Source organism: Actinomycetospora sp. NBC_00405 (assembly GCF_036044095.1).
Taxonomy (GTDB): domain Bacteria; phylum Actinomycetota; class Actinomycetes; order Mycobacteriales; family Pseudonocardiaceae; genus Actinomycetospora; species Actinomycetospora callitridis.
This window is the reverse complement of the sequence record NZ_CP107938.1, coordinates 1,543,348-1,561,492: the sequence shown is the minus strand read 5'-3', so window position 1 is coordinate 1,561,492 and position 18,145 is coordinate 1,543,348. Positions and strand designations below refer to the sequence as shown.

The window sequence follows — 18,145 nt, the reverse complement described above, 5'->3', positions numbered from 1 at the left end:
CCACGCCGGTGGCCCCGGTCATTCCGGGGCCTCATTTCATGCTCCGAGAATGAGTCCTTCTCACCCTGCGCCCCGGACGCTCAGAGACGTCTCTTCCACCCCCGGGGGAGCACTCGCGGACGGGCGTGGAGGTCGGCATGGTCTGCGTCGCCGGTCGGCGCGTCCCCGCGGCGAAGGTCGCTCCGCCGGCGCTGCCGACCGGGTTCGTCCCCCGGGACCACCTGAGCGCCCTGGTGGAGGCCGCGGCCACGGTGGCGCCGGTGACCACGCTGCGCGGCCATGCCGGCGCCGGCAAGACACTGCTCCTCGCCGACTGGGCACGGACGTCGCCCGTCGCGACGGCGTGGGTCTCCCTCGATCCGACCGACGACCGGCCCGGCCGCCTCCCCGCCGCGGTGGCCCACGCCGTCGCGGCGTGCGTGCCCGACCTCGCCGGCGCCCTCGTCGATTCCTCACCGGACGACCCCGACCCCCTGAACACCGGACGTCTGCTGTCGGTGCTCGACACGCTCCCGGAGGAGGTCCGGCTGGTCCTCGACGACGTCCAGGAGCTCACCGACCCCGCGGTGCTCGACGAGCTGGGAACGATGATCCGCTACCGGCCGGGCCGCCTCCGGCTGGTCCTGTCCGGACGGACCCTCCCGCCGGTGTCCCTGGCCCGCCTGCGTCTGGAGGGTGGCGTCGTCGATCTGCCCGGCGAGCGGCTGCACTTCTCCGTCCCGGAGGCGGGGTCGCTCCTGTCACGGGGCGGGGCCCGGATGTCGTCGAGCCAGGTGGAGAGGGCGCACGTCCTGACCGGCGGGTGGGCCGCCGGGCTCGGCCTCGTCGCGGCCGCTGCCCGACGGTCCGTCGAGGTGACCGGCCTCCTCGCCGCGTTCCCGCGGGGCGAGCGCGCGACCGCGGCCTACCTGCGCGACGAGGTCCTGGGCGGGCTCCCCGACGACGACCGGACGTTCCTCCAGGACCTCAGCGTGGCGACGAGCGTCGCGCCGTCGCTCGCCGCCGAGCTCAGCGGCCGCGACGACGCCCTCCCGACCCTCGAGCGGCTCGAGCGCGAGACCTCGCTCGTCACCGTGGACCCCCGGGACGGCCACCACGCGATGCCGAGGCTGCTGCGCGCGTGGCTCCACGGCGAGCTCGACCGGCGGCCGGCCCACCGGGCCCGGCTCCACGCCCGGGCAGGCGAGTGGTCCGCGGCGAACGATCTCCCCGTGGAGGCCCTCGAGCACGCCCGGGCGGCCGACGACGACGCGCTCCTGGCCCGGCTGGTCCGCGGCTGGGCCGTCCCGCTCGTCCTCACCGGTGACCGCGAGCCGCTGCGCCGTGCCTGGGCGGCGCTGACGCCCGCCGCCGTGGACGCCGACCCGGGGCTGCGCCTCGTGCTGCCGGCCCTGGACGGCGGCGTGGGGGAGGCGGATGCGGTGGCACTGCGCGGCTCCCCGACGGAGGACGCGGCCGAGCTCCGGGCGCTCCGCGCCGTCGCCGACCTCGCGGCGGCCACCTCCGAGCCCGCGGACCCGTCGGGAGGACGGACACCCGGCGACGAGCGGGCACGACGCGCCCGTGCCGCCGCGAAGGGTGCGCTGGCCGAGGCGCTCGACGGCGCGAACCGGCTCTTCGTCCTCCGGGACGGCCGCGGCGCGGTCGCCACGCTGGAGGTGGCGTCCGCGCGGGCCGCCGAGCTCGGACACCACCGTCTCGCCCAGCAGTGCGCCGCCCTGCTCGCGACGGCGGCCGTCCTGGACGGCGACGCGTCCGGGATGGTCCGGCACGGCAGGAGGGCGATGGCGGCGACGGCGGCGGCCACCGCCGCTCTCGCGGCGAGCGACCCCTGCGGACGGGACGGCTCGGTCTGGTCGGTCTCCGCCCTGTCCTCGCTGGCCTACGGCTCGCTCCTGCGCGGACGGCCGGACGAGGCCCGCCACCACGCGGCCGATCTCCTCGCCCGGGCCGGCCACGGCCTGCACCCGGCCGAGACGCTGCTCATGCACGTCGTCCACGGCGCTGCCGACGTGGACGAGGGACGGTTCGCCCTCGGCCTCGAGGAGATGCAGGGGGCGCGTACGGCGTTCGCCGACCGGGAGCTGGCGGCCCCGCAGGCCGCCATGGCGGCGATCCTCGAGCACGAGACCGCGGTCGTGCTGGAGCGCCCCGCGCACGCCCGGGCGGTTCGGCGATGGCTCGCCGCGCGCCTCGGCCCGACCGCCGAGGTGGCCCTCATGGCCGCCCGCGAGGTCGTCGCGGAGCGGGGGACCGTGTCCTCGGAGCGTGGGCTCCGTCCGGTGCTCGACGGTGCCGTGCCGACCCTGCTCCCCGAGGCGGCCGTCGAGGCGCTGCTCCTCGCCGCCGGTGAGGCGGAGCTGGCGCAGGACCGTGCCCGCGCCCGTCGCCTCCTGATCGACGCCCTCGACGGTGCCGCTCCGCTCGAGCTGGTGCGCCCGTTCACGCACGCCTCCGGGACGGTGCGGGAGCTCCTGGCGCACCAGGTCGGCAGCTTCGGCGCCGCCGACGGGTTCGCCCGCAGGGCGCTGGCCGCCGGTGTCCGGGGCCGGTCGGCCGGCGCGTCCGCCCTCAGCGACCGGGAGTCGACCATCCTGCGGCTGCTGCCCTCGTTGTCGACCACCACCGAGATCGCCGAGGACCTGCGCGTCTCACCGAACACGATCAAGACCCAGGTCGGGGCGATCTACAGCAAGCTCGGGGTGAACGACCGGCGCGCCGCCGTCGTCGCGGCCTACGACGCGGGCCTGCTCGCCGAGATCGAGGTTCCGGGCCGCACCGACCTCCTCCGGTCCGGGTGATGCTGCGCGGCAGGCATCCCGTGGATCGTCCTCGGTACCACGCACACAGCAGGCCCCACGGCCTCCGGGAGGACCACGATGACCGACGACGGAAGCGAGATGGGCCCGATCGACTTCATCATGATGGAGTTCGACGGGGACCGGATGACCGGCGAGAGCCTGCCGCTGCTGGTCGACCTGGTCGATCGGGGGATCATCCGCGTCCTCGACCTCGTCTTCGTCCGCAAGACCGGCGGCGTGGTCAGCACCCTGACGATCGCCGAGATCGATGCGGAGGAGGGCCTCGACCTCACGGTGTTCGAGGGCGCGTGGTCGGGACTGGTCGACCAGGACGACATCGTCGAGGCAGGCCAGGTCCTCGCGGAGGGGCGGGTCGCCGTCCTCGTGGTCTACGAGAACTCGTGGGCCGCACCGCTGGTCGGTGCCCTGCGCCGCAGCGGGGCCGAGGTCGTCGCGGGGGGTCGCATCACGGTCGACGCGCTCCTCGGCGCCCTGGACGCGACCGAGTACGTCGCCTGACCGCCCCCACCCCACCAGCGAAAGGACCCTCACCATGCCCGGTCTTCTCCGCGGCCTCGCCCGCACCGCGATGGTCGCGGGCACCGCGACCGCCGTCTCCAACCGCGTCTCGCGGCGCCAGGCGGGTCGGTGGGCGGCGCAGGAGTACCCGCAGCAGCAGTACCCCCCGCAGGAGTACCAGCAGCAGGACTACCAGCAGCAGTACCCCCCGCAGCAGCAGGCTCCACCGCAGCAGGCCCCGCCGGCGGCGCCCGCCGGTGGCGGCTACGACCAGGTGCTCGCGCAGCTCAAGGACCTCGGCGACCTCAAGGCCCAGGGTGTGCTCAGCGAGGCGGAGTTCGAGACCCAGAAGCGCCGCATCCTGGGCGGCTGACCGCCCGGCCTCTAGCCTCGTCCCCAGCGGACGAGGGGAGCGAGCGGCGTGATCCCGCGGGGCAAGACGGCCGTGCCGGGCGTGCCGACCGACGTCGTGGCCCGCCCGGAGCTCTTCGCGGGCTTCGACGCGCCGGGCGCGGCGGGCGTCGGGCTCGTGAGCGCGCCCGCCGGGTACGGGAAGACCCTCGCGCTGGCCGGGTGGGCCGCCGGGCACGCCCCGACCGCCTGGGTGTCGCTGGACCGTCACGACGACGCCCACCTGCTCTGGTCGGCGATCCTGGCGGCACTGGTCCGGGACGCGGAAGCCCGCGCCGAGGTCCGCGATCTCGCGCCGCCGCGGGGAGCCGACGATCGGGACTTCCTCGCCCGGTTCTGCGACGCGCTCGACGTCCCGGATCCGCCGATCACCCTCGTCCTCGACGACATCCACGCGGTCGATGACGCGGCGGCGATGAGCGAGCTGCGGTCGCTCGTCCTGTACCGCCCCCGGGGTCTGCGGCTCCTGCTGTCGAGTCGGTTCGACCCCCCGCTGTCGCTCCCGCGCCTGCGGCTCGAGGGCCGGTTGTGGGAGCTGCGCGCGGATCGCCTCGCCTTCTCACCCGCCGAGACCGCCGTCCTCACGGAGCGCGCCGGCCTGACTCTGTCCATCGACGAGACCCGGCGGTTGCAGCGGCGCACGGGCGGGTGGGCCGCCGGCCTCCGGCTCGCGGTACAGGCGATGCGGACCGCGGAGTCGCCGGAGGCCTTCCTGGCGGCGTTCTCGGGCGACGACCGCTCGGTCGCCGACTACCTCGTGGGCGAGGTGCTCGACACGCTGCCGGCCCCCACCCGCGAGTTCCTGACCGTCGCGAGCATCACGGACCCGCTCCCCGGGGCGCTGGCCGTGGAGCTCACGGAACGGGAGGACGCGGTCGAGGTCCTCGAGCGGCTCGAGCGCGAGACGTCCCTCGTGGAGGAGCTCGCCGGGGACCAGCACGAGTACCGCATCCTGGAGCTGCTCCGGACCTACCTGGACGCCGAGCTCCACCGCCGCCGCCCCGTCGTGGCCGCGGCGCTGCACGGCCGGGCCGCGCGGTGGTGGGCCTGCCGGGACGTCCCCGTCGCCGCCCTGGGGCACGCCGGCCGCGGGGACGACCCCGCCCTGCTCGCGGAGCTGCTGGACCGCTTCGCGCTGCGCCTCGCCCTGACCGGGAACCACGCGCCGCTGCGCCGGGCCCTGGCGTCGACGCCGGGCGACGGCCCGCCGGGAGGCACGCCGACGACCGCGGCCACCGCCCTGGGCGCCGCCCTCGTCCTCGACGCCGAGGACCTCCGGGCGCTGGGTGCGGCCGTCGCGCACGTGCTCACGGCCGGTTCGCCCGACGCCCCGGTCCTCGCCGTGCTGGACGCGCTCGGCCGGGGGCTCGGCGAGCTCCAGACAAGTGACCTGGACGGCGCCCGCGACGTGCTGGAGGAGGCGCTGGCGATCGCCGACCGCCACGGCTTCGACTTCGCCGCCGTGCAGTGCCGGACGCTGCTCGCCTACGTCGCCGCGGTGCAGGGCGACCACGTCGCGGCGCGGACACGCAGCGGCGAGGCGCTGGGGGAGGACGCCGCGGCGCCGGCTCCCCGGTCACCGTGGGAACCGTCGGCGTGGGTGACCCTCGCCCACGTCCTGCACGCCTACGCCGCGCTCCAGCAGGCCGATCCGGAGACCGCCCGGTCCGCGACGGAGGCCGCGCTGAGCCGCCCGGACGAGACCGTGCCGCCGACCCTGCGGTTCGCCCTGCGGGTGCTGGACGGGGCGGCGCGGGCGGACGCGGGCGAGCCCGCGGACGGGCTGGCGGAGATCCGGCGTGCGCGCAGCGAGCTCGCCGGACACCCGCTCCCGACGCGCCTCGAGGCGCTCGCCGCCCTCCTCGAGCGCCGGGTGGCCCTGCGGCTCGGGCACCCGGCGGGCGCCGTGGACGGGGCGAGCGGCCTCGCCGCGCGGGACGACACGTCGGCCGAGGTCGCCCTCCTCGCCGCGTGGACCGAGCTCGACCGGGACCGCGGCGCCGCCGCCTCGGCCCGCGTCGCCGGGGTGGTGGCCGGCACCCAGGTGCCTCTCCTGCCCCACGTCGTCGTCGAGGCGCAGCTGGTGCAGGCGACGGTGGACGCCCGGGCGGGCGACGTGGCGGCCGCCCGCCGCTGCCTCCGGGCCGCGCTGGCCACGGCGGGACCGCTCGATCTGGTCCGGCCCTTCGTCCAGGCGGGCGAGGAGATGGGTGCGCTGCTGGCGGAGCACCAGGACGGGGTCGAGGCCTTCGTCGCCCGGGTTCGCGCCGCCCACGTCACCGCGGGCGAACCCCTCGCGAACGCGCGTCTGACCGACCGTGAGCTCGCCGTGCTCGAGCTGCTCCCGTCCCTGATGTCGTCGGACGACATCGCCGCGGCACTGAGCGTGTCGCGCAGCACCGTCAAGACCCACGTGCAGACGATCTACACCAAGCTCGGGGTGCAGAGCAGGCGATCGGCGGTGCAGACGGCCCAGGCCCGGGGACTCCTCTGACCCGGTGCGGTACGGCTCAGGCGTTCTCGAGGCCCTCGCCGACCGCGCGCAGCGCCGGATGGTCGTGGGCCTGGGCGAGGACGTGGCCGACCGCCAGGGCGGCCGCCACCGGCCACGCCACGACCTCGAGCGCGGCCAGGCCGCCGATGGCGGCGAGGAAGGCGAGGTTGCCGGTCGGGGGCCACCCGACCGGACCGACCAGCGGGATGTCGACGTGCCAGCCGGTGGTGGCGACGGTGTCAGGGGTGGCGGGGTCAGGCGCCGCGGGCGGGGCGGTCACTGCCGGGACGTCGCGATCCGCGCGACCTCGGCCGGGTCGATGAGGTGGGTGTGGTCGTCCTCGCCGAGGTCGATCTGCACGACGTCGATGCGTCCGTTGAAGCGGGCCGCCCCGGCGTAATCGACACTGACCGGCATCCCGTAGTCGTCCCCGATGTCGGTGGTCTCGTCCGCGGAGAACACCATCGGCTGGGTCTGGTCCACGCGCCCGCGGCCCACGGGGCGACCGTCGTAGTAGAGCGTGACGTCGCCGCCCTTCGCGAGGCCGCCGCCGTCGTAGGCGAACTCGACGCGGAGCTGGTGGCTACCCGACGGGAGGTCCTCGTCCGCCTCGGTGACGAACTCCGTCATCCCGAGGAGGTTGTAGGTGAACTTGGCGCGGCCGTCGACGACGTAGAGCGCCCAGCCGCCGAACCGCCCGCCCTGCGCCAGGACCACGCCGTTCGTCGCGTCCTTCTCGGGCGTCTCGATCGCCGCGGTGACGGCGAACGACCGGTTCTTGACGTCGAGCACGCTGTGCTCGCTCAGGCGCCGCATCCCGGGGAACAGCACCTGGGTGGGGCCCGTGACGAGCTGCGGGCGTCCGGCGATGGTCGGGTTGAGGCGCTCGAAGCGGCGGTCGTCGATGGGGAGGACGTTGTACTTCACCGCCTCGATCAACCACAGGCGCTGCAGCGCCGCGAGCTTCTCGGGCATCTCGGCGGCGAGGTCGTGCGACTGGGTCCAGTCGGTCGCGCCGTCGTAGAGCTCCCAGACGTCCTCGTCGAGCGGCGGCAGCACCTGGTTCGGCAGCCACGGGGTGCTGTGCCGGGTGACCGCGCTCCAGCCCTTGTAGTAGAGGCCGCGGTTGCCGGCCATCTCGAAGTACTGGAGGTCGTGGCGCTCGGGGGCGTCGGCGTCGTCGAAGCTGTAGACCATGCTCGTGCCCTCGATCGGTGCCTGCTGCGCACCGTTGACGAAGTCGGGCTCCGGGATCCCGGCGGCCTCGAGCACGGTGGGTGCGACGTCGATGACGTGGCAGAACTGTGACCGCGTCCCGCCCCGGCTCCGGATCCCGGCCGGCCAGTGCACGATCGTCCCGTTGCGCGTTCCGCCCCAGTGCGACGCGACCTGCTTGGTCCACTGGTAGGGCGAGCACATGGCCCACGCCCACCCGACCGCGTAGTGGTTGTAGGCGTCCTTCGTCCCGAGCTTGTCCTTCATCGACGCCATGAACTCCGGCGTCTCGATCGCGGCGAGGCCGTTGAAGTTCGCCATCTCGTTGAAGGCGCCGTTGACGGTGCCCTCGGCGGACGCCCCGTTGTCGCCCAGGATGTAGTAGACGAGCGTGTTCTCCAGCGCCCCCATGCTCTCGAGCGTGTCGACGAGCCGGCCGACATGGTGGTCGGTGTGCTCGAGGAAGCCGGCGTAGACCTCCATCTGGCGCTCCAGCACCGGCTTGAGCGCGGGGTCCATCGCGTCCCACGCCGGAATCTGCTCCGGCCGCGGGGTGAGCGCGGCCTCCGCGGGCACCACGCCGTTCTGCTTCTGGCGCTCCAGAATCCGTTCCCGTTCGGCGTCCCAGCCGTCGGAGAACTCTCCGGCGTACCGGTCCGCCCACTCGGGCGGCACCTGGTGGGGCGCATGCGTGGCTCCGGGGGCGAAGTACATGAAGAACGGCTTGTCCGGCGCCAGCGCCTTCTGGGCGCGCACCCAGTCGATGGCGTGGTCGGCCAGGTCCTCGGTGAGGTGGTAGCCCTCCTCCGGGGACCTCTCCGGCTCGATCGGCGTCGTGCCCTCGTAGAGCGCGGGGTAGTACTGGTTGTTCTCCCCGCCGATGAAGCCGTAGAAGTACTCGAAGCCACCACCGCCGGTGGGCCAGGCGTCGAACGGGCCGATCGGCGACGTCTGCCACGGCGGCACCTCGTGGCACTTGCCGAACTGCGCGGTCGAGTAGCCGTTGAGCTTCAGCGTCGTGGGCACCGCCGCTTTCGTGTTCGGGCGCAGTCCGCTCGACCCGGGCGCGGAGGTCGCGGTCTCGGTGATCATCCCCATGCCGACGGAGTGGTGGTTGCGCCCGCTGAGCAGCGCCGCCCGTGTCGGGGCGCAGAGCGCCGTGGTGTGGAAGCGGTTGTAGGTCAGGCCGCCGCGCTGCAGACGCTCCGCGGTCGGCATGCGCACGGGGCCTCCGAAGGGGCTCCCCGCGCCGAAGCCCACGTCGTCGAGCAGGACGACCAGCACGTTCGGGGCGCCGGCCGGGGGGAGCAGCGGCTCGATGGGCGGGAACGCGGTGTCCGGGTCCTTCGCGTCGTAGGTGATCATCCCGAGGTGCGGGCGGTCGGGGATCGGTAGAACCCCGCGACGCGTTGCCGACCCATCCGTCATGTCCGCTCTCCCTCATGTCGTCCGGCCGTCCCGACCGGCCTCCAGGACACCGGGAGGGAGGAGGTCCGGCATCCCCCGGTGAGGATGAGCGGGTTCGCGCACGCCGAGTCATCTTCCGTGGGTGACGCGCGCGGGCCCCCGCGGCACGACAGTGGCCTCCTCGCCCCCGCCACCCGACGGGAGCACGACGGAGCCGGCCCCCGGGGCCGAAGCCGATGAGGAGTACGACATGACCGACGTGGACGGAGTGCAGAAGGAGGACCGGACCCCCACCTTCGGGGCACAGGCCGCGTACCTGAGGGAGCCGGCTCACTACGGGCACGACACCGACGACTTCAGCGGGTGGGTCTCCTTCGCCGGGATCATGATGATCCTGCTGGGGGCCTTCCAGATCGTCGAGGGCCTCGTGGCGCTCTTCAGCCCCACCTACTTCCTCGTGGGCGCCGAGGGACTGGTGCTCTCGCTGTCGTTCGCCGGCTGGGGATGGGTGCACCTGCTGCTCGGCATCCTCATCCTCGCCGCCGGGTTCGCGGTGCTGGCGGGGAAGCCGTGGGGTCGGTTCACCGGGATCGTGCTGGCGGGCCTGAGCGCGCTGGCCAACCTCGTGTTCATCGCCGCCTACCCGATGTGGTCGATCATCATCATCGCCGTCGACGTCGCCGTCATCTACGCGCTGGCGACCGACCGGCGCGGCCGGCAGGCCTGATCACGGTCACTCCGACTCACCCCTGGCTGCTCCGGCGGCCGGGGGTGAGCGCGTCCGGTCCCGCCGCACCGACCGGTGGTCTCACCAGTCCGTGCGGCGCCGGACCGAGCTCGACTGCCGCGCCCCGGGGGAGATCTCGCTGCGCACCGTGTCGTAGACCAGGAAGACCTCGTCGAGCGGGGCGACGGACAGAGCGGCGAGGAACTCGGGCAGGGCCACGCCGACCACGTGCAGGGAACCGCCGTCGTCGGTGAGCTCGGCGCGGGCGCGCGCGAGCACCGGGAGCAGGGCGGCGCTGTCCCACGAGTCGGTGAGGTCGACGGTCAGGACCCGGACGCCCACGGCGACCAGTCCTCGCACGATGCCCGACACCTCGGTCACCTTCGCGCGGTCCACCTGACCCGCCACGGCCACTGACGGCCGGTCACCGGAGTATTCGACCACCACGCCGGCGATCGGCGTGTCGTGCGGAGGAGGCGCCGGCTCATCGGCCTGCGACCCGAATCGTTTGTGAACACCTTGCGCCATGATCGGTCCCCGGGACTGTCCGCTCTTCGGTGCGAGTGCGACGCGGGGTCCGGGCGTGAGCTCGACGTCAGCCTATGCCTCGGAGTCGTACGTCGCCAATCCACTCACGAGGGGCACACCATTCGAGGGAATGGGCGTTCGTTCGGCTCCATCGGGCACGTCGTAGCGCGTTCTGACGCTGCTCGGATCCGCACGGAGGCCGGTCGGCCTCGTCGCCCCGACCATTCTCCGGAACCGATGGGGATCCCACGGAAGAGGAGTCACGACGTCGCTCTCACGTCGGCGTCCCGTTGGTGGCCCGTCCCCTCGCCCTCTGGACCACCCCGGACCAGCTCGGCGCCGAGGACGGCGGACAGGACCAGCAGCCAGCCGAGGACGACGAGCCACGAGATCACGGGGACGGCCACGCCGATCAGCCCGTACTCGGCCGCCGCGCCGGAGATGGCCGGCGGCAGGTAGGTCGCGGAGAGGCCGAACACCACGGCCTGGCCGCACCCGTTGAGTGCGGCACCCGGCAGCAACGCCCGCCACCCGACCCGGCCGCCGACCAGGATCCGGAGGACCGGCCACCACAGCAGCGTGGCCACGACCGCGTTGGCGATCAGCGCGACCACGACGTGGCCGTCGAGGACGGCGAGCAGCGGTCCGACCACCACGAGCGCCGCGAACACGAGGATGAGCGCCGCGGCGGCCAGGAACCCGCGCCCGAGGCCACGGAGTCCGCCCGGCGGGAGCTCCCACGCCGAGACGTAGGTGCGCTGCAGGGCCCGGGTGAAGCCCAGGACCGACAGCACGAGCAGAGCACCGCCGATGATGGTCAGCGGCTGGACCGTCGGTGGGCGCGTGACCAGCGCCGTCAGCGCGGTGGCCGCGTCGCCGGTCAGCCCCAGGGCGGCGATCACCTCAGGCCCCACCGAGGTGCGGATCGGGCGCGGGGACAGCGCGGACACCGCGACCAGCACCGGGATCAACCCGGCGAAGGCCTGCGCCGCCAGCGCCAGCGCCCGGTCGTACCCGTTGATCGCCATCATGCGCCGCCACACGCGCAGGACCAGCGCGCCCTCGTGGCGCGCGACCACGACGCCGACCCTCCGGCGGGTCCCGCCGACTCCGGTGTGCACGCGCCCCCCGTCCGGGCTGTCGTCCCCTGCCTCGGGCACCGCGGACAGCGTGGCCCCCGGCGCCGCGCTCGGCGTCACCCGTAACAGATGAAACCCCGGTGGGGCGGAATCATCTGTTGAAGGTGATGTGAGGGCGCGCCACCTGCCCACACTGAGGGCATGACCACACCGCTGGAAGGCGTGGGGCCCTCGGCGGACCCACTCGAACCCGCTCCCACGCCGCCGTCGAACGGTCGGCACCGCCCGAAGCGGGAGTCCGCGCCCGTGTCGCCCGGGGGTTTCCCGCGCGGGCTGACCCTGTTGCTGGGCATCGCGGCCGCCGTGATCGCGGTGGCCGGGATGCAGGCCGCCGCCTGGCTGATCGGGCCGTTGCTCCTCGCGTTGATGATCGTGATCGCGGCGCACCCGGTGCAACGGTGGGCCCGCCGGCGGGGGTGGCCCGTCTGGGCGGCCACGGTGACGCTGATCGTCGTCGTCTACGCGGGCCTGCTGGCCCTGGCCGCGGTGCTGGTGGTCTCGGTCGGCCAGCTCGCGACCGTACTGCCCCAGTACAGTGCCCAGTTCGACGCGATGCTCGACGGGCTCAGGCAGACACTCGCCGGGTTCGGGGTCGGACCGGCGCAGATCCAGGCCGCGACGCAGGGCATCAGCCTCAATTCCGTCGCCGGCCTCGTGGGCGACGCCCTCGCCGGGGTGTCGGGCCTGGCCAGCGTGATCGTGCTCGTCCTCGCGCTCCTGCTGTTCTTCATCGCCGACGCCGCCACCTTCGACAAGCGGCTCGAGAGCATCGCCGGGGACCGCCCGCACATCGTCGGCGCCCTCGACACCTTTGCCCGCGGCACCCGGAGCTACCTCTTCGTCACCACCGTGTTCGGCGGGATCGTCGCGGTGCTCGACGTCATCGCCCTCGAGATCATGGGCGTGCCGCTCGCGATCCTCTGGGGCGTGCTGGCGTTCATCACCAACTACATCCCGAACATCGGCTTCATCTTCGGGCTGATCCCGCCCGCGATCCTCGCGCTGCTCACCGGCGGCTGGTCGTTGTTCATCACCGTCATCGTCGTCTACTGCCTGCTCAACGTGATCATCCAGTCGTTCATCCAGCCCCGCTTCATCGGGGATTCGGTGGGTCTGTCGGCCACCGTCACGTTCGTGACGCTGCTGTTCTGGGCGTGGGTGCTGGGTGGGCTCGGGGCGCTGCTGGCGGTCCCGCTGACCCTGCTGGCCAAGGCCCTGCTCGTCGACATCGACCCGGGCGCGAGGTGGGCCGACGCCCTGCTCCGGTCCGACCCGGGAGACCCGGAGGAGGACGAGGCCGACGAGATCGCCGACGAGGTCGACGGCGCGGTCGTGCCTCCTCCGGAGAAGGTCACCCCGTGACGGGCGATGACCCGGCGGTCCGGGGGTGACCACCACCCACGCGCCCCCGCGCGGGCGGGCCGCCGTCGCGCTCGCCCGGGCGCTCGTCTACGCCGTCCTGATCGTCGCGGTCTTCTACGTCGTCCCGCTGCGGATGGCCGTGGACGTCGGGACCCTCCTCCGGCTGGTCGCCGGGCTGGCCGTCCTGGGCGCGCTGATCGCCTGGCAGGTGCGGGGGATCGCGCGCTCGCCGTACCCGTCGCTGCGCGCCCTCGAGACCCTGGCGGTGGCGCTCCCGCTGTTCCTGATGCTGTTCGCGGGGACCTACACCGTCCTGTCCCAGGTGGACCCGGCCTCGTTCTCCGAGCCGATGGCACGCACCGACGCGGTCTACTTCACGGTCACGGTGTTCGCGACCGTCGGCTTCGGGGACATCTCGCCGGTGTCGACGGCCGCCCGCGTCGTGGTGACCCTCCAGATGCTCGCCAACCTGCTCCTGCTGGGCTTCGTCGTGCGGACCATTCTCAGCGCCGTCGACCGCGGCCGCGGACGCCTCAACGGGACGGCGCTCTGACCACCGGGCTCATCCGCCGGCCGGGAGGCTCCGTGTTCCGCCGAGCACGAGTGAGACCTCGACCGGGACGTCGGCGTAGCCAGCGGCGTCGAGCGCGCGGCGCAACTCGTCGACGTCGGGGCCCGGGGGAGAGCCGAGGACCTCGACCAGGATCCCGTCCGCGGTCCCGGAGACGGTCACGATCTGCGCGGACGCCCCGGCCGCCCACTGCTCGGCCACGGGCCGCGCGCCCGCGACCGTGGTGGTGTCCCGGTAGACCTGGTAGCTGCCCGCCGCGAGCGGCACGGCGACGAGCACCACGAAGCCCGCGACCACCGCGATCGTCCCGCGCCCGAGGCGGCCGACCGGCCGGCCGGCCGCCTCCGCAGCGGGCCGGAGCCGGTAGGCGAGGAGCAGCCCGGTGCCCGTCGCGACGATCGCCGCCACGTTCGAGGCGAAGAGCAGCAGGGCGCCGAGGGCCTGGCCGGGCTCCCCGGACTCGAGCGTCAGCCCGACGACGGCCAGGGGCGGCACGAGCGAGATCGCGATGGCGACGCCCGGGAGCGTGTCCGAGACGTCGTCGCGGACCAGGGCGAACGCGCCCACCAGGCCCGTGGCCAGCGAGGCGACCAGATCGACGAGGTCGGGGCTGACCCGGGAGGCGACCTGGGAGTTGGTGGCGGCGACCACCGGTTCCGGCACGAGCAGCCCGAGCAGGAATCCGAGCGCCACGACGAGGGCGGCCCCGGCGAGGACGGTGGTGACGCCCCGCAGGATGCGCACCCGGTCGGCGAGGACGACGGCGAGGGCCGTGCCGAGGATCGGGGTCATCAGCGGCGCGACGATCATCGCGCCGATCACCGTGGCGTCGGAGTCGGCGACGACCCCGGCGCCGGCGATGATCGCCGCCAGCGTCAGCAGCACCCAGAAGGCCGACTGCTTGCGCCGTTCCTCGAGGAAGAGCCGGTCGGCCATGCGATCGATGTCCGCACCCGACACCGCCACCACGCGCATCGGCCCAGCGTCGGGGGCGTCCGCCGTCGACCGCTTCCCCCGCCGCGGAGGAGACGCGATCTCCGGCGGGCCGCCTCCGTCCGACTCATCCCGATGAGGTGATGCCAGGCGGCGGGTCCCGGCCGAGAGTCGCTGTCGGACGGCGGTGCCCTCGAGGGCTCCGCACGGCGCGACGAGAGGTAGATCGATGGCGACACTGACCGCGGTGAAGTTCCCGACGGCCGTGGGGGCGGACGAGGCCCTGCAGATCCTGGAGCGTCTGCAGCGGGAAGAGGCGATCAGGATCCACGACGGCGCCGTCGTCTCCTGGGTGGACGGGGCGAAGAAGCCCAAGACCCGCCAGCTGAACAACCTTGCCGGATCGGGCGCCCTCGGCGGCGGCTTCTGGGGCCTGCTCTTCGGGCTGATCTTCTTCGTCCCGATCCTCGGACTCCTCGTGGGTGCCGCGATGGGCGCGGCATCCGCCTCGCTGGCCGACGTGGGGATCGACGACGACTTCATCAAGGAGGTGCGGGAGAAGGTCACCCCCGGGACGTCCGCGCTGTTCGCGCTGACCTCCGACGGGGTGCCGGACAAGGTGGCCGAGGCCTTCCGGGGCGTCGACGGCGAGCTCCTGCACACCAACCTCAGTGCCGAGCAGGAGGCCCAGCTCCGCGAGGTCTTCTCCGAGGCGCACGCCGTCTGACGGGTCGGTCCGGCGCCAGGGACAGCAGCACCAGGGGAGAGGACGACACGTGACCGCTGAGGTTGCGCCGCAGGCGACTGCGGAGGCGCCCATGGCGCCGATGGACGTCCTGCGGTCGCGCCGCTATCTCGGCCTGCTGGGCCTGGCCGCCGTGCTCGGGGTCCCGATCTCGGCGCTCGCCTACGGGTTCCTCCTCCTGACGGCGGCGCTCCAGACCTGGGCGTTCACCACGGCGCCGCTCGCGCTGGGGTACACCGCACCGCCGTTGTGGTGGCCGCTCGTCCCTCTCGGGGTGGCGGGCGTGCTCGTCGCCCCCGTGATCCGGTACCTGCCGGGCCACGGGGGCGAGTCCCCGGCCGACGGCTTCCACGCCGGCGGGTACCCCGCGGGGCGCGAGCTCGGCGGGATCGCCGCCGCGGCGCTCGCGAGCATCGGGCTCGGCGTGGTCGTCGGGCCGGAGGCGCCGTTGATCGCCCTCGGCGGCGGGCTCGCCGTGCTGGCCGTCCGCCTCGCCCGGCGGGGGAACGTACCGGCCGGCGTCGCCTCGGTGGTCGCGGCCACCGGGAGCTTCGCCGCGGTGAGCACGCTGTTCGGCTCCCCGCTGGCCGCGGCCTTCCTCATGATGGAGGCGGCCGGCCTCGGCGGCGCCACGGCGACGATGGTGCTGGTCCCCGGGCTGCTCGGAGCGGGGATCGGGTCCCTGGTGTTCATCGGTCTCGGCTCCTGGACCGGCTTCGGGACGTTCTCGCTCGCCGTCTCCGGCCTACCGCCGGCGGACGATCCGACGATCTGGTCGCTCGGGTGGGCCGTGGCGGCCGGTGCTGTCGCGGCCCTGCTCTGCTGGGTGATCCGCTCCGCCGCGCTCCGGGTGCGGCCGCTGATCGTGCGTCGCGCGCTGGTCCTGACCCCCGTGCTGGGGCTGGGGATCGCAGCGCTCGCGATCCTCTACGCCGGGGTCACCGGCCACGACGCCGCCGAGGTGCTGTTCTCCGGGCAGGACGCCCTCGGCCCGCTGCTGCGGGATCCCGCCGCCTACGGCGTGGGCGCGCTGCTGCTCCTCATCGCGTGCAAGGGGCTCGCCTACGCGGGAGCGCTGGCCGGCTTCCGCGGCGGGCCCACGTTCCCGGCGATGTTCATCGGGGCCGCCGGCGGCGTCGCCCTGGCCCACCTGCCCGGTCTCGACGCCCTCTCCGGGGCCGCCATCGGCATGGGCGCGATGACCGTCGGGATGCTCCGCCTGCCTCTGACCTCGGTCCTGCTGGCCACGCTCTTCCTGGGCGCCGACGGCCTGACCGTGATGCCGCTCGTGATCCTCGGCGTGGTCGTCTCCTACCTGGTGACACTCCGGCTGCCCGACCCCTGCCCCCGGGCCGCGCCCGCCCCGGAAACGGCCTGATTCATCTCCGCCGGGTGACCCGCCCGCGAGCGCGGGGCGCGACGCTCGTGGAGCGCCGGAGCCTCGGCGCGGGACCCGAGTGAGGCCGGGAGAGGAGTCCACGATGCCGCTCGACGACGCGGAACGGTCGGTGCTCGCGGAGACCGAACGGGCCCTGGCCGCGGACGACCCCTCCTTCGCACGCCGATGGCACCGCGCGTCGGGCGGCGGGCGCCGCCGGTCGCGGGCGCACCTCGCCGTCGCGGTCGTCGGGCTGCTGCTGATCGTCGGACTGTGCTGGCTCGGGCTCCCGGGCCAGGCGCTGATCGTCCTGCTCCTGACCGTCGGGGTCCTGCTCGGGGTCGGGTGGCGTCCCCGGCTGCCCCAGTCCATCCGGGACGAGCTGACACCCCCCGGACCACGAGCCCCGGATCCCGGTTCCTGAGCACGCGGCCAGCGAGAGGCGATCATGCTGCTCTTCATCTACGTCCGGCACATCCGCCGCTACGCCCACGACGTCCCCTGGGTCCACATGGGCGTCGCCCTGTTCGGCAACGTCGCGTTCGTCATCGGCAGCCTGTTCTTCCTGTCTCCCGCCCTCACCCGGGCCGGCACGTGGCTCTTCGTCGTCGCGTCGTGGGGCCTGCTCGTCGGCGTGATCGGCGAGATCCTCGCGCGGTACGAGGCCCGGCAGCGCGCTCAGGCCGTCGGCTCGGCGGTCGCCGACCGCGTCGAGTGAGGGCCGAGGACGCCGGCCCACCGACCCCGGCGCCCGGCCCGGAGACCGACCGCGAGCTGCTGGGTCTGGGGCGGCTCCGACGCCACGCGTGGATCGACCACCTCGTGCGGGCCGCCGTCCAGTACCTCGAGCGTCACGGCGACCACTACGCCGCCGCCATCACGTACTTCAGCGTGGTCGCGCTCGTCCCGCTGCTGATGATCGCCTTCGCCGTCGCCGGACGCGTCCTGCTCGGCGACCCCGAGCTGCTCGAGGACTTCCAGCGGGCGGTGGTCGCGACCGTGGGGCCCGGACTCGCCGCGACCGTCGACCAGCTCGTGGCGGAGGCCCTGCGCCAGAGCGAGACCGTCGGCGTGCTCGGTCTGGTGCTGGGTGTGTACACGGGACTCGTCTGGATGTACCGGGTCCGCGAGGCCCTGTCCGCCCAGTGGGGCCAGCGCACCGCGGGCCCGCCGTACCTCGCCGGTGCCCTCTCCGACAGCGTCGCCCTCCTCGGTCTGGCCGTGGTGCTGGCCGTCGCGCTCGGCCTGACCGCTCTCGGCGAGGCCCTCACCGGCACGGTGGCCGGGGACGAGGGCGCCGTCTGGGTCCGCACGATCGTCGCGGCGACGATGACGCTGGCGCTGTCGCTCGCCGCGAACCTGGTGGTCCTGCTCTGGGTGATCGCGCGCCTGCCCCGGGAACGGCTGCCCCTGCGACGTGCGGTCCGCCCCGCGCTGATGGCCGCGGTCGGCTTCGAGGTGATCGAACGGGTCGGGGCCGTCTACCTCGGGTGGGTCACCGGCTCCCCGGCCGGCCTCGTCTTCGGGCCGATCCTCGGCCTGCTGGTGGCGATCTACCTGGGGGCACGCCTCGTCCTCTTCGCGACGGCGTGGGCGGCGACCCGCGGCGAGGCACCACCTCCCGACCCTGGGCCGCCCCGCCCCGACCGTGGCCGGATCAGAGCAGGTCCAGCGCCCGGGCGCGGCGCACGGCGTCCCGTCGACCGGCGGCCTCGAGCTTCCCGTAGACCGCCCGCTGGTGGCTCGTCACCGTGGTGACCGAGACGTACAGCTCGCCGACTCCGGCTCCTCGTCCTGCACGACGACCCGGATCGCGAGTTCGCGTACACCGGCGGGGCGGAGGCGGCGCTCCGCCGGGCCGAGACCGACGGCTGGATCGTCGTCAGCGTCGAGGACGACCGGGCCGTCGTCTTCC

The 18,145-nt window shown here is 74.2% G+C and carries 17 protein-coding genes; 12 read left to right on the top strand and 5 right to left on the bottom strand.

Translation table 11 applies throughout. The features are described from left to right. Positions 1 to 137: 137 nt before the first annotated feature. The 4 genes from OG774_RS07695 to OG774_RS07680 all read left to right on the top strand — a co-directional run bounded on the left by OG774_RS07695 (position 138) and on the right by OG774_RS07680 (position 6,225). Entirely contained in the window at positions 138 to 2,801 is a 2,664-nt protein-coding gene (locus OG774_RS07695; RefSeq protein ID WP_328308219.1) for a helix-turn-helix transcriptional regulator, read from the top strand. A 78-nt stretch (positions 2,802 to 2,879) separates the two neighbouring features. Continuing rightward, entirely contained in the window at positions 2,880 to 3,320 is a 441-nt protein-coding gene (locus OG774_RS07690) for a DUF6325 family protein (RefSeq protein ID WP_328308217.1), read from the top strand. Positions 3,321 to 3,354: 34 nt separating this feature from the next. Further along, a complete protein-coding gene (locus OG774_RS07685) occupies positions 3,355 to 3,693 on the top strand; it encodes an SHOCT domain-containing protein (protein ID WP_328308215.1) in 339 nt (112 codons plus the stop codon). A gap of 48 nt (positions 3,694 to 3,741) precedes the next feature. Further along, a complete protein-coding gene (locus OG774_RS07680) occupies positions 3,742 to 6,225 on the top strand; it encodes a LuxR C-terminal-related transcriptional regulator (protein WP_328308213.1) in 2,484 nt (827 codons plus the stop codon). 16 nt (positions 6,226 to 6,241) lie between these two features. On the opposite strand, the gene OG774_RS07675 is transcribed toward OG774_RS07680, so the two are convergent. After that, positions 6,242 to 6,505: a hypothetical protein gene (locus tag OG774_RS07675; protein WP_328308211.1), complete on the bottom strand. Its 264-nt coding sequence runs from the start codon at positions 6,503 to 6,505 to the stop codon at positions 6,242 to 6,244. Beyond that, on the bottom strand, positions 6,502 to 8,805 hold the full coding sequence (locus tag OG774_RS07670) for an arylsulfatase (RefSeq protein WP_328308209.1): 2,304 nt from the start codon (positions 8,803 to 8,805) through the stop codon (positions 6,502 to 6,504). Before OG774_RS07670 ends, OG774_RS07675 begins: the two co-directional genes overlap by 4 nt. A gap of 292 nt (positions 8,806 to 9,097) precedes the next feature. On the opposite strand from OG774_RS07670, the gene OG774_RS07665 reads away from it, so the two are divergent. Further along, on the top strand, positions 9,098 to 9,574 hold the full coding sequence (locus OG774_RS07665; RefSeq protein ID WP_328308207.1) for a DUF7144 family membrane protein: 477 nt from the start codon (positions 9,098 to 9,100) through the stop codon (positions 9,572 to 9,574). Between the two features lie 81 nt (positions 9,575 to 9,655). On the opposite strand, the gene OG774_RS07660 is transcribed toward OG774_RS07665, so the two are convergent. After that, a complete protein-coding gene (locus OG774_RS07660; protein ID WP_328308205.1) occupies positions 9,656 to 9,955 on the bottom strand; it encodes a hypothetical protein in 300 nt (99 codons plus the stop codon). 407 nt (positions 9,956 to 10,362) lie between these two features. Further along, positions 10,363 to 11,262 (bottom strand): hypothetical protein, encoded by a 900-nt coding sequence (locus OG774_RS07655; protein ID WP_328308203.1) that lies wholly within the window; start codon positions 11,260 to 11,262, stop codon positions 10,363 to 10,365. A gap of 225 nt (positions 11,263 to 11,487) precedes the next feature. On the opposite strand from OG774_RS07655, the gene OG774_RS07650 reads away from it, so the two are divergent. Together OG774_RS07650 and OG774_RS07645 are read left to right on the top strand one after the other, a co-directional pair. Further along, positions 11,488 to 12,603 (top strand): AI-2E family transporter, encoded by a 1,116-nt coding sequence (locus OG774_RS07650; protein ID WP_328308201.1) that lies wholly within the window; start codon positions 11,488 to 11,490, stop codon positions 12,601 to 12,603. Between the two features lie 25 nt (positions 12,604 to 12,628). Next, entirely contained in the window at positions 12,629 to 13,156 is a 528-nt protein-coding gene (locus OG774_RS07645; RefSeq protein ID WP_328308199.1) for a potassium channel family protein, read from the top strand. Between the two features lie 9 nt (positions 13,157 to 13,165). On the opposite strand, the gene OG774_RS07640 is transcribed toward OG774_RS07645, so the two are convergent. Then, positions 13,166 to 14,149 (bottom strand): DUF389 domain-containing protein, encoded by a 984-nt coding sequence (locus OG774_RS07640; RefSeq protein WP_328308197.1) that lies wholly within the window; start codon positions 14,147 to 14,149, stop codon positions 13,166 to 13,168. Between the two features lie 187 nt (positions 14,150 to 14,336). Here OG774_RS07640 and OG774_RS07635 point away from each other — a divergent pair, with 187 nt between their 5' ends. The 5 genes from OG774_RS07635 to OG774_RS07615 all read left to right on the top strand — a co-directional run bounded on the left by OG774_RS07635 (position 14,337) and on the right by OG774_RS07615 (position 17,988). Beyond that, entirely contained in the window at positions 14,337 to 14,834 is a 498-nt protein-coding gene (locus tag OG774_RS07635) for a DUF1269 domain-containing protein (RefSeq protein ID WP_274198259.1), read from the top strand. Positions 14,835 to 14,883: 49 nt separating this feature from the next. Beyond that, complete coding sequence (locus tag OG774_RS07630) at positions 14,884 to 16,230, top strand: chloride channel protein (protein WP_328308194.1); 1,347 nt, start codon at positions 14,884 to 14,886, stop codon at positions 16,228 to 16,230. A 103-nt stretch (positions 16,231 to 16,333) separates the two neighbouring features. Continuing rightward, a complete protein-coding gene (locus OG774_RS07625; RefSeq protein WP_328308192.1) occupies positions 16,334 to 16,654 on the top strand; it encodes a DUF3040 domain-containing protein in 321 nt (106 codons plus the stop codon). Positions 16,655 to 16,678: 24 nt separating this feature from the next. Next, entirely contained in the window at positions 16,679 to 16,948 is a 270-nt protein-coding gene (locus OG774_RS07620) for a YrhK family protein (RefSeq protein ID WP_328308190.1), read from the top strand. Then, positions 16,945 to 17,988, top strand: a complete 1,044-nt coding sequence (locus OG774_RS07615) for a YhjD/YihY/BrkB family envelope integrity protein (RefSeq protein WP_328308188.1) — start codon at positions 16,945 to 16,947, stop codon at positions 17,986 to 17,988. Before OG774_RS07620 ends, OG774_RS07615 begins: the two co-directional genes overlap by 4 nt. Positions 17,989 to 18,145 lie beyond the last annotated feature (157 nt).

Excerpts from the sequence above, each read along its gene's own strand:
- OG774_RS07640 (WP_328308197.1), bottom strand. The coding sequence starts at position 14,149 with ATGCGCGTGGTGGCGGTGTCGGGTGCGGACATCGATCGCATGGCCGAC.
- OG774_RS07620 (WP_328308190.1), top strand. The coding sequence starts at position 16,679 with ATGCTGCTCTTCATCTACGTCCGGCACATCCGCCGCTACGCCCACGAC.
- OG774_RS07690 (WP_328308217.1), top strand. The coding sequence starts at position 2,880 with ATGACCGACGACGGAAGCGAGATGGGCCCGATCGACTTCATCATGATG.
- OG774_RS07685 (WP_328308215.1), top strand. The coding sequence starts at position 3,355 with ATGCCCGGTCTTCTCCGCGGCCTCGCCCGCACCGCGATGGTCGCGGGC.
- OG774_RS07635 (WP_274198259.1), top strand. The coding sequence starts at position 14,337 with ATGGCGACACTGACCGCGGTGAAGTTCCCGACGGCCGTGGGGGCGGAC.
- OG774_RS07695 (WP_328308219.1), top strand. The coding sequence starts at position 138 with ATGGTCTGCGTCGCCGGTCGGCGCGTCCCCGCGGCGAAGGTCGCTCCG.
- OG774_RS07670 (WP_328308209.1), bottom strand. The coding sequence starts at position 8,805 with ATGATCACCTACGACGCGAAGGACCCGGACACCGCGTTCCCGCCCATC.
- OG774_RS07625 (WP_328308192.1), top strand. The coding sequence starts at position 16,334 with ATGCCGCTCGACGACGCGGAACGGTCGGTGCTCGCGGAGACCGAACGG.
- OG774_RS07665 (WP_328308207.1), top strand. The coding sequence starts at position 9,098 with ATGACCGACGTGGACGGAGTGCAGAAGGAGGACCGGACCCCCACCTTC.